The organism is Spirillospora sp. NPDC127506 (assembly GCF_040302145.1).
GTDB lineage: Bacteria > Actinomycetota > Actinomycetes > Streptosporangiales > Streptosporangiaceae > Spirillospora.
This window is the reverse complement of the sequence record NZ_JBEORG010000042.1, coordinates 41,303-51,497: the sequence shown is the minus strand read 5'-3', so window position 1 is coordinate 51,497 and position 10,195 is coordinate 41,303. Positions and strand designations below refer to the sequence as shown.

General features: G+C 71.9%; 10 protein-coding genes. 4 read left to right on the top strand and 6 right to left on the bottom strand.

Going from position 1 to position 10,195, the window contains the following annotated elements; genetic code table 11:
• Nucleotides 1–535 precede the first annotated feature (535 nt).
• Nucleotides 536–1,525, bottom strand: a complete 990-nt coding sequence (locus tag ABTW95_RS29830; RefSeq protein ID WP_500228004.1) for an aldo/keto reductase — start codon at nucleotides 1,523–1,525, stop codon at nucleotides 536–538.
• A 118-nt stretch (nucleotides 1,526–1,643) separates the two neighbouring features.
• Here ABTW95_RS29830 and ABTW95_RS29825 point away from each other — a divergent pair, with 118 nt between their 5' ends.
• Nucleotides 1,644–2,504 (top strand): helix-turn-helix transcriptional regulator, encoded by an 861-nt coding sequence (locus tag ABTW95_RS29825; protein WP_500228003.1) that lies wholly within the window; start codon nucleotides 1,644–1,646, stop codon nucleotides 2,502–2,504.
• Between the two features lie 19 nt (nucleotides 2,505–2,523).
• Here the strand turns inward: ABTW95_RS29825 and ABTW95_RS29820 are convergent, their stop codons facing one another.
• Nucleotides 2,524–3,267 (bottom strand): TioE family transcriptional regulator, encoded by a 744-nt coding sequence (locus ABTW95_RS29820; protein WP_500228002.1) that lies wholly within the window; start codon nucleotides 3,265–3,267, stop codon nucleotides 2,524–2,526.
• A gap of 237 nt (nucleotides 3,268–3,504) precedes the next feature.
• Nucleotides 3,505–4,350, bottom strand: coding sequence for an SMP-30/gluconolactonase/LRE family protein (locus tag ABTW95_RS29815; RefSeq protein WP_500228001.1), 846 nt, complete (start codon nucleotides 4,348–4,350; stop codon nucleotides 3,505–3,507).
• Between the two features lie 314 nt (nucleotides 4,351–4,664).
• Here ABTW95_RS29815 and ABTW95_RS29810 point away from each other — a divergent pair, with 314 nt between their 5' ends.
• Genes ABTW95_RS29810 through ABTW95_RS29800 form a run of 3 tightly spaced genes read left to right on the top strand, consistent with a single transcriptional unit; the run spans nucleotide 4,665 to nucleotide 5,882 of the window.
• The gene (locus ABTW95_RS29810; protein ID WP_396446052.1) at nucleotides 4,665–4,904 is read left to right on the top strand and encodes a ribbon-helix-helix domain-containing protein; all 240 of its coding nucleotides are present in this window, start codon (nucleotides 4,665–4,667) and stop codon (nucleotides 4,902–4,904) included.
• A complete protein-coding gene (locus ABTW95_RS29805; RefSeq protein ID WP_396446051.1) occupies nucleotides 4,901–5,290 on the top strand; it encodes a hypothetical protein in 390 nt (129 codons plus the stop codon). The genes ABTW95_RS29810 and ABTW95_RS29805 overlap by 4 nt, the downstream gene beginning before the upstream one ends.
• Before the next feature lie 49 nt (nucleotides 5,291–5,339).
• Nucleotides 5,340–5,882, top strand: a complete 543-nt coding sequence (locus ABTW95_RS29800; protein WP_396446049.1) for a hypothetical protein — start codon at nucleotides 5,340–5,342, stop codon at nucleotides 5,880–5,882.
• A gap of 83 nt (nucleotides 5,883–5,965) precedes the next feature.
• Here the strand turns inward: ABTW95_RS29800 and ABTW95_RS29795 are convergent, their stop codons facing one another.
• The 3 genes from ABTW95_RS29795 to ABTW95_RS29785 form a co-directional block, all read right to left on the bottom strand.
• A complete protein-coding gene (locus tag ABTW95_RS29795; protein ID WP_500228000.1) occupies nucleotides 5,966–6,475 on the bottom strand; it encodes an isoprenylcysteine carboxyl methyltransferase family protein in 510 nt (169 codons plus the stop codon).
• Nucleotides 6,472–7,497, bottom strand: coding sequence for a type III polyketide synthase (locus tag ABTW95_RS29790; protein WP_500227999.1), 1,026 nt, complete (start codon nucleotides 7,495–7,497; stop codon nucleotides 6,472–6,474). The genes ABTW95_RS29795 and ABTW95_RS29790 overlap by 4 nt, the downstream gene beginning before the upstream one ends.
• A gap of 365 nt (nucleotides 7,498–7,862) precedes the next feature.
• Nucleotides 7,863–10,184 (bottom strand): MMPL family transporter, encoded by a 2,322-nt coding sequence (locus tag ABTW95_RS29785; RefSeq protein ID WP_500227998.1) that lies wholly within the window; start codon nucleotides 10,182–10,184, stop codon nucleotides 7,863–7,865.
• Between the last annotated feature and the right edge of the window lie 11 nt (nucleotides 10,185–10,195).

The following is a 10,195-nucleotide window of genomic DNA, read 5'->3' as shown; positions in this document are numbered from 1 at the left end:
CTGGGGTTCCGCAACCTGACCAACTACATCGCCAGATCACTACTCGAGACCGGCGGCTTCAAACCGCAACTACACCCTCGATCGTGAAGAGCCCCGTTCCCGCCCCCGGCAATCGGGTGACCGTCGAATGGACCCAGCGGCACCTCATCAACCAGATCCGCTGTCAGGTGCGCTCCGGCGCGCCGTCGCGGGACGTCCCCGCCTGCTATGGCGCCTCGCAAGCCGCTTACGGACTGCTTCGCCACTGGCAGGGTGACGTATCTGGACGCACGCCGGCCCGGCGGCGAGGCGATGATGACCCGTATCCGCAACGCCTAACCGGTGCGGTCGTTCCCGGACCCGCCCTGACAAGACCTGCTCGTCCAGGGCGATCCGCGCCTGCCTGCGCCGCGATTAGAGCGTCCGGGAAGCGGCACACGCTTGCGGCGCTCAACGCACCGGCGGAACAGCCGCCCACGCGGAACGGCCGCCCGCCCGGAACAGCCGCCCGCGCGGAACAGCCGAACGCCGCCGGACCGGGGCAGCGGAAGGACGTCTAGTTGCCCACGCCCAGGCTGGGCATGAAGGCGGGCGGGTAGCGGTCGCCGCGCGCGGCGCCTCGCGGTACCGCCTTTTCGATCTCGGCGAGGTCGTCCGCGTCGAGGTGCAGGTCGATCGCGGGCAGCGCTTCGTCCAGTCGGTGGCGGGTGCGGGGGCCGATCAGCGGCACGATGTCCTCGCCCTGCGCGGCCACCCAGGCGATGACCAGTTGCGCGACGGTGCATCCCTTCGCTTCGGCGACCCGCCGCAGCGCCTCCACCAGAGCGAGGTTGTGCTCCACGTTGCCGCTGGAGAACCGCGGGCTGCGGCTGCGGCTGTCACCGGGGCCGGAGCCGCCGGACCAGTGCCCGGAGATGAGGCCGCGGCCGAGAACGCCGTACGCGGTCAGGCCGATGCCGAGTTCCCGCAGCGTCGGCAGGACTTCCGTCTCCACGGCGCGTGAGATCAGCGAGTACTCGATCTGCAGGTCGGAGACGGGGTGCACGGCATGTGCGCGGCGGACGGTGGCGGCGTCGACCTCCGAGAGCCCGAGGTGGCGGACGTATCCGGCGTCGATCATCTCCTTGATCGCGCCGACCGTCTCCTCAATGGGCACCGACGGGTCCAGCCGCGCGGGACGGTAGATGTCGATGTGGTCGGTCCCCAGCCGGGTCAGCGAGTACGCCAGGAAGTTCTTCACCGCTTCGGGACGGCCGTCGAACCCGCCGAACGCGGGGGCCGGCCCCGACAGCATGCCGAACTTGACGCTCAGCGTGTAGCTGTCCCGGTCCCGGCCGCGGAGCGCCTCGGCGAGCAGCATCTCGTTGTGGCCCGCGCCGTAGAAGTCGCCGGTGTCGATCAGCGTGACTCCGGCGTCGAGTGCGGCGTGCACGGTGGCGATGCTCTCCGCGCGGTCGGCGGCACCGTAGGCACCGGACATGGCCATCGCGCCCAGGCCCAGCTCGGAGACGGTCGGGCCGGTCTTGCCGAGAGTTCGTGTCTGCATCATGTCTCTCCTTCCACCGCCCAACCCTGCGCTCGCGCCGCGGCGTCCAAAAGCGGAGCGTTCATCGTGGGAGCGCCGCTCCCTGTATAAAGCCGCCGCCGCGAGCGACGATGAAGGCATGCAACGCGACCAGCTCGCCGATTTCCTGCGCCGGCGCCGGGAGGCGATCCGTCCGGCCGAGGTGGGTCTCGCCGACGGCCCCCGCCGCCGGACCGCCGGGCTGCGCCGGGAGGAGGTGGCGATGCTCGCCGGCATGTCGGTGGACTACGTCGTCCGGCTGGAGCAGGGCCGCAGCAGCCAGCCGTCGACGCAGCTGCTGGGCGCGCTGGCGCGGGCGCTGCGCCTGTCCGACGACGAGCGCGACCACCTGTTCCACCTGGCCGGCCACCGTCCGCCGCCCGCCGACGGGACGGCCCGCCTGGCCCGCGCCGGCCTGATCCGCATGCTGGACCTGGTCGGCGACACCCCGGCCCTGGTGCTGTCCGACCTGGGCGATGTCCTCGCCCAGAACAGGGCGGCGTTCCTGCTGATGGGCGACCACACCCGCTTCTCCGGCGACGACCGCTACCCGGTGTACCGCTGGTTCACCGACCCCGCGGCCCGCGCCGTCGCGCCTCCCGAGGAGCACGAGCGCCACGCCCGCCAACTGGTGGCCGACCTGCGCGCGACCGCCGGACGCCGCTCCGGTGACCCCGTGGTCACGGGACTCGTCGACCGGTTGCTGGCCGCCAGCGCCGAGTTCCGCCGGCGTTGGACGGAGCACGAGGTGGCGGTCCGCCGCGCCGACCGCAAGACCTTCCTGCACCCGCGGGTCGGCCGCCTGCTGATGGACTGCGAGACCCTGGTCACCCCCGACCAGAGGCAGCAGCTGCTGGTGCTCACCCCGGCGGACGCCGAGAGCGGCGAGCGGCTTGAGCTGCTGCGCGTCCTCGGCACACAGGAGTTCCCAGCGGACGCGCCCGGCCGCCCCGCGCCCTGATCGGACGCGGGCCGGCAGCTCATCGCACGACGTCGGACGGCCTCGACGGGACACCTGGATCGGGATCGACCAGGGCCAGGTAGTCGCTCAGTCGTGCCGCGGCCCAGAGCATGGCCGTGCCCTGCGCGGTGAGCTTCCGCTGCCAGTCGTCCAGCGCGTGGGAGAGCGCCTCCGTGCCGCCGGCGGTCCGGATCTGCCGGACGACGGCCGCTATGTGATCAAGCAGGTATCCCCCGCGCCGCAGGAGATGCGCCAGCTCCGCGTCGCGGATGTCGGTAGCGCTGAAGACCCGGTATCCGGTGGCGCGGTCCCGTTCCGGGGCGATGATGCCGGCTTCCTCCCAGTTGCGCAGGGTCGCCGGGGTGACGCCCAGCCGGTGCGCCAGATCACCGATGGTCCGGATACGAGGATCTCTGGCCCGGTCCGGGACGGCGTCGGAACCCGCCATCAGGTGATCCACCGCCTGCCGCACCGAGCCGAGGGTCTCCCGGTCGCGGAGCAGTTGGTGGTGCCCCTGGTCGATGATCGCGAGGGCGTCGTCGAGCCGGCCGTCGTGGACGGCGAGCATGATCTGACCGGCGGCCGAGTACCCGTGGGCGCGGACGAGGGAGAGGTAGGCGCGGAGGGCCGCCGCGTGCGTCTCCGTGTAGATCCGGTATCCGGTCGGGGTGCGCCCCGCCGGCGGGATGAAACCGTCCCGCTCGTAGTTGCGGACGGCCTGCGCCGAGATGCCGTGTTCGCGCGCGAGATCAGACGGCCGCAAGTCGTCGTCCGTTTGAGGCTTTGGACCATGATTGGACGTTCATCGCCCCAAAAGTATCAACAGCTCCTCAACGACAAGGTCCAGGCACAGGAAAAGCCCACGCGACTGCGCGGCACCCAATGGCCGTGCGTCCCAGCGCCATGCGTCCAGTAGCCGTGCGCCCAGTAGCCGTGCGCCCAGTAGGCGAAGTGCGTCCGCTGCCGTAGCGCGCGAGCAGCCCAGACCCGATGGACGACCTCAGGGACTACCGGCGGCCGGCACGGCCACTTCGGTGGCCAGGATCTGCCCAGAGCCAGGAGCGACCATTTCGGGTTCGGTCATGCCGCGCCATTCGGCGGCGGTGATGAACAGCGTCGTCCCCGCAGGCCCGCCGAGGGCGCAGGCGAAGCCGCCACGGTCCAAGTGGACGATCTGCAGGGTCTCGCCGCCCTCGGCGACGCGCACGCAGCAGCGGTTGGGGACGTCGGCGTACCAGACCGCGCCCTCCGCGTCGACGCATATGCCGTCCGGGGCGGCGGCCTCGCCCAGGTCGGCCCAGGTGCGGCGGCCGGACAGCCCTCCGTCCACGCCGATGTCGTAGGCCACGAGGCTGTGCCCGTAGGAGTCGGCGACGATCAGCGTCGCGTCGTCGGGCGTCACCGCCATCCCGTTGGGGAACGCGATGTCACCGGCGACCCGGCGCGCCGCGCCGCCGTCCGCGACCAGCCACACGGATCCGGGCTCGGCCATCTCACCGGACATCGGGTCGAAGCCGACCGCGTTCACGTAGATGTGGCCGCGCCCGTCGGCGACGATGTCGTTCCAGCCCGCCGGACCGAGCTCGGCGTGGGTGACCACGGACCCGTCCGGCTCCCGGCGCAGCAGCAGCCCGTCACCGGACGAGACGATCAGGAACCGGCCGTCCGGGAGCCATTCGGTGCAGAGCGGCAGCGAGTTCACCCGCGCCACTACCTCGGCGGCGCCCGCCGGGTCGACCGCGACGACCTCGCCCGCCGACCAGTCGGAGAAGTACAGCCGGTCCCCGTGCCAGCGCGGCGACTCGACCAGCCCGCGGCCGTCCAGCAGTGTCCGGACCTCGTTCATCGTCCGTCCTCTCGCTCTCATGCAGGGGTCTCACCCGCTACACGAACGGACTCCGCCCGAATCGACACCCCCGAACTAACACCGCGCCCGGAACCGTCACCGCACCCGAGCCGTCACCGCCCGAACCAACACCGCGCCCCAAACCGTCACCGCCAGAACGCGCCCCGAACTAACACCGCGCCCCCGAACTAACACCGCGTCCCCGAACCGCCATCGCGCCTCGCAACGAAGACACCGCGTCGAGCCTCCGAGCCAGAACCTTCGCACCCACCCAGTACACACTGGACGGCCTTCGAGTGTGTATTCTGTGCCCCATGGCGAGACTCAACATCACGCTCCCTGACGAGCTTGCCGCCACGCTGCAGGGGCTCGCCGAGGACAAGAAGATCGCCTCGGTGTCCGGGTTCCTCGCGGACGGGGCGCGTCTCAAGCTGGCCTTCCTGCGCGACTCCTCGACCATCGACGACCTGTTCGGCCCGCCGAGCCCGGACGAGCAGGCCATGGTGGACCGGCTCGTGGAACGCGGCACGCCGGACCGCCGGGACGTCGCGTGATAACCGGTCACGTCTTCGACGCGACCGCCCTTCTCGACCTGGCCACCGGCAAGACCATCTATGTCCGTGCCCGGCTGCGCGCGTCCATCGCCCAGCACGCGACCATCGTGATCCCCGCCACCGCGCTCGCCCGCGCCTGGCAGATCGTCCCCGACCACGGCCGCGCCGTCTTGGAGCGGCTGCCCGGCATGCAGGTCGTGCACGTCGACGACCTCGACGACGTGATCGCCCAGCAGACCGGGCTGCTCGTCACGACGCTCCCCAACCTGGGGATCGACGCCGCGCAGGCCGCGTGGTCGGCCCGCTGGCGGCGGTGGCCGCTGATCACCGCCGACCCCGAGGTCTACGAGGGCGTCCCGGGCGTCCGGGTGGAGCAGATCCCCTGACCCCGGCGGGCGGGCCGTTTACCCGCCGACGCCGGGGTACGGAGGGCGCATGGCGACACCTGACAGCCGCAATCTGCTGCACATCTATCTGACCGATCACTTGGCGGCGGCCGCCGGCGGGGTGGCACTGGCCCGGCGGGTCGCGCGCTCCCACAGCGACACCGGCGACGCGGAGCGGCTCCAGCGGCTCGCGGACGACATCGCCGCCGACCGGGGCGCGCTGCAGGAGATCCTGCGTTCGCTCGGCCTGCCAGCCCGCCGGTACAAGAGCATGGCGGTGTGGGCGGCCGAGAAGGGCGGCCGGCTGAAGCTCAACGGCCGGCTGGTCCGCCGCTCGCCGCTCAGCGATCTCGTGGAGGTCGAGGCGCTCCGCCTGGCCGTCGAGGGCAAGGCCGCGGGGTGGCGCACCCTGCTCACCGTCGCCGACCAGGAACCGGGCCTGGACGCGGGGCAGCTGCGCACCTTGCTGGAACGCGCCACCGCCCAGGCGGAACTTCTGCAGGAACTGCACGAAAAGGCCGCCCGCCGAGCCTTCCTCCAAACAAACCGCGATTCAGGAACGAACCGCTCCAAGCCGGTCACCACACGCTGAACGCACCACCAGCCGGCAAGCACCACCAGCCGAGCAAACACCACCAGCCGAGCAAGCTCCACTAGCCGGGCAATCTGCCACCATCACGGCGTTTCGATGCGGCCAAGCGCCTCGTTCTCGATCCTGATGCGGGTTCTGAGCAGGCACAGGTTGGTGCCCGTGAACAGCAGGGCGGTGCGCCACGCGGTGTGGACGAGCGGCAGCGCCAATCCCTCGGCGACGACGGCGACGTAGTTGGGGTGCCGCAGGCGCCGGTAGGGGCCGCGCTCCACGAGCGGCATGCCGGGCACCACGATGACCCGCGTGTTCCACCGTTTCCCCAGGCTGGCGATACACCACCAGCGCAGCGCCTGGGACGCGGCCGCCAGCGCCAGCATCGGCCACCCGATGGCGGGCACGAACCGGGTCTTCCGCGCTTCCAGCAGCGATCCGCCCAGCAGGGCGACATGGGCGGCGGCGATCAGCGGGTAGTGCCCAGCGCCGTGCTCGACGCCGCCGTGCCGCCGCGCCCAGGCGCGGTTGCGGCGCGCGACGGCCAGTTCGGCGAGGCGCTCGGCGGCGACGAGCCCGATCAGGGCGGTGTAGCGGTTCACCAGCGCAGCAGGACGAGTTCGGCGGAGAACCCCGGGCCGAGCGCCATCAGCAGGCCGGGTTCTCCGTCGGCCGGGCGGTGGCGCGCGATCGTCTCCTCCAGGACGTTGAGCACCGACACCGACGACAGGTTCCCCATGGTGCGGAGCGAGTCCCAGGTGACGTCCAGGGCGTCCGGGGCCAGGCCCAGCTCCCGCTGGATGATGTCGATCACCTTCGGGCCGCCGGGGTGGCAGACCCAGGAGCCGACCTCGTCCACGGTGAGCCCGTGGTCGCCCAGGAAGGCCGCCACGTCGCCGGCCAGGGTCGCCTCCACATGGTCGACCAGGTCGGCGGCCAGGACGACGCGGAAGCCGTGGTCGCCGACGTCCCAGCCCATGAGCCGCTCGGTGCCGGGGTAGAGCCTGCTGCGGGTCGCGACCACCCGCGGGCCGGCGTGGGCGCCGGTGTCGCGGCGGTCCCCGACGGCGACGACGGCGGCGGATCCGTCGCCGAACAGGCCGCTGGCGACCAGGTTCGCCACCGAGGTGTCCGCGCGCTGGACGGTCAGCGAGCACAGTTCGACGCAGACCAGCACCGCCACCCGGTCGGGCCAGGCCCGCAGATGGTCGTACAGCCGGGACAGCCCGGCGGCGCCCGCCGCGCAGCCGAGGCCGAACATCGGCACGCGCGTGATGTCCTCGCGCAGGCCGGCGCGCTGGGCCACACGGGCGTCCAGGGAAGGCGTCGCCAGTCCCGTCGAGGAGCAGAAGATCAGGTGGTCGACGTCGTGCGGGGCGCATCCGGCCCGGTCGAGGGCGTCCCGCACGGCCCGCGTCGCGAGATCGACGGCCGTCTCGATGTAGACGTCGTTCGCGCCCGTGAACCCGCCGAGCTTCACGTAGTCGTCGATCGGCAGCGCCAGGTTGCGGCCGGTGACCCGGGTCGCGGCGTGGAAGCGGCGGACGAGTTCCTCGCGCGCGTCCGTGCGCTCCACGACGGCCCTGGTGATCTGGTCCTGGTCGTAGTGATGGTCCGGCACCACCGTCCGTACTGCAGCAACGCGCATGGGTCCCCCAAGTGTCCGCCCACGCACCTACCCGGCACTCCGGGGAACAGTCAGCCCGAGGGAGCAGCCAGCCCGGGGAACGACCACCCCGAGGGAACGGCCAGCCCGGCGGAACAGCCAGCCTGGCGGAACTGCCTGCCCGGGGAACAGTCAGCCCAGGGGAACGACCAGCCCGAGAGAACGGCCAGCCCGGCGGAACAGCCTGCCCGGGGAACGGTCAGCCCAGAGGAACGACCAGCCCAGGGGAACCACCAGCCCGAGAGAACGGCTAACCCCGGAGGAACAGCCGGCCCGGAGGAACAGCCGGCCCGAAGGAACAGCCAGCCCGGCGAGGGGGACGGTCAGCTCGTGAGCTCCAGCTCCAGCTGTTCGGCGGCCGGGCGCGTGGGCGGCGGAGGAGGCGGGGGCGCGGAGGGGCGGGACCGGCCGGGCCACCACCAGTTCGCGTGGCCGAGCAGGCTCATCAGCGCCGGGACGAGCACGAGCCGGACGATCGTGGCGTCCATCGCGACGGCGACGGCGAGGCCGAGCGCCATCATCTTGATCGTCGGGTCGGGCTGCGGGACGAAGCTCGCGAACACGAAGATCATGATGAGCGCGGCGGAGGTGATGAGGCGGGCGGTGGCCCCGATGCCGACGACCACGGACTCGTGCGGGTCGCCGGACCGCTCGTACTCCTCCTTGATCCGCGACAGCAGGAACACCTCGTAGTCCATGGACAGCCCGAAGATCAGGGCGAACATGAACAGCGGGACGAACGACATGATGGGGATGGCCTGGTCGACGCCGAACAGCCGGATCCCCCAGCCCCACTGGAACACGGCCGTGACGACGCCGAACGACGCCCCGATCGACAGCAGGTTCATGAGGGCGGCCTTGACCGGGACGACGATCGAGCGGAAGGCGATGACGAGCAGCAGCAGCGCGACGCCCACGACCGCGATGACGACGGCCGGCATCCGCTCGCCGACCGTGGCGGCGAGGTCGATGATCGCCGGGTTCTCGCCGCCGAGGTAGATCTCCGTGCCCGGGTGGGCGTCCCGCACCGCGGCGATCTCGACGTCCCGCAGGCGGTGGACGAGGTCGGTGGTCGATTCGGCGTGCGGGGCGTCGCGGGGCGTGACCTGCAGGATCGCCGTCTTGCCGGTCACCACCGGCTCCCCGACGAAGACGACGCCGGGCACCTCCGACAGTCGCTCCCGCAGTTCCTGCGCGATGAGGACGGCGTCCTTGTCGGGCTTCTTGGAGGCGTCCGGCGCGCCTTTGGGGCGGGCGGGCTCGGGTGACGGGCTGGGCGCGGGCACCGCAGGTTTCGTCAGGCCGCCGAGCCCTTCGCTGCCGTCCACCGTGGGCACCGCCGGCTTCGGCCGGACGCGTTTCTCCTCGCCGGGCACCTTCGCGACGACGACGAACGGGCTGTAGTGGCCGGCGCCGAACTCGCGGGCGACGATGTCGTAGGCCTGCCGCGCCTCCATCTGCGGGGACGACATGCTGTCGGCCATCACCCCGAACCGCAGGCTGAGCGTCGGAACCGACAGCGTCAGCAGGACGAGCGCCGCCACGATGGCGTAGGGCCAGGCGTGCCGGTCGACGTGCCGCCCCCACGCCGCCCAGCGGCGGGAGGAGCGGTCGGGGCGGACGCGCGGCAGCCGGTAGCGGTCGATGCGGTGGCCGAGCGCCCCGAGGACGGCGGGCAGCAGCGTCAGCGCGGCGGCGACCATGATGGCGACGGCGAGCGCGGTGAAGATCCCGATGGTCCCGACGAACGCGATGCCGGAGAGGAACAGCCCGCAGATCGCGAACACGACGGTGCCGCCGGCGAAGACCACGGCGTGCCCCGAGTGCGCCATGGCCCGGCCGACCGCCGTCTCGACGTCGTCGCCCTCGGCGAGCTGCTGCCGGTACCGGGTGACGATGAACAGGGCGTAGTCGATCCCCGCGCCGATGCCGAGCATCGCCGCGCACATCGGCGCGGTCGGCGCGATCTGGTAGAACGACGCCGCGAAGTGGATCAGCGAGTAGGCGACGGCCATCCCGCACAGCGACACCAGGATCGGTATGCCGGCCGCCAGGTAGGACCCGAACGCCAGCAGCAGCACGCACAGCGCCAGGACGATCCCGACGCCCTCCTGCGGCCCGCTCTTCGGCTGGTTGAGGATCATCGCGACGATGCCGCCGAACTTCACGTCCAGCCCGGCCAGCCGCGCGGGCTCCACGGCGCGGTTCAGCGCGTCGAGGTCGGCGTGGCCGACGTCGCTCATCGTGCCGGCGAAGTTCAGCCGGACGACGACCGCGTTGTCGTCCTTCAGCCCGCCCATGCCGGGGACGTAGGGGTTCTCGACGAACGCGACGCGCTTCAGCTTCCCGATGTTCTCGATCGACTGGCCGATCGTGAGCGCGGCCCGCCAGTCCCCCGGGCTCGCCTCGCGGGTCTCGTGGAAGACGACGGTCGTGGTCGGCCCGGTCATCGCGGGGAAGTCCTGGGCGAGCGCGTCGATGGCGCGCTGGGTCTCGGTGCCGGGCAGCGTGCTCTGCTGCACGAACACGCCCCCGTGCATGATGCCGAGGACGCCCGCGCCCAGGATCGCGGCGACCCACAGCTCGAAGACGGTGCGCCGCCGCCGCGCGCAGAGGCGCCCGAGCGCCTCCAGAAAACCGGCCATGTTCGCAGCGA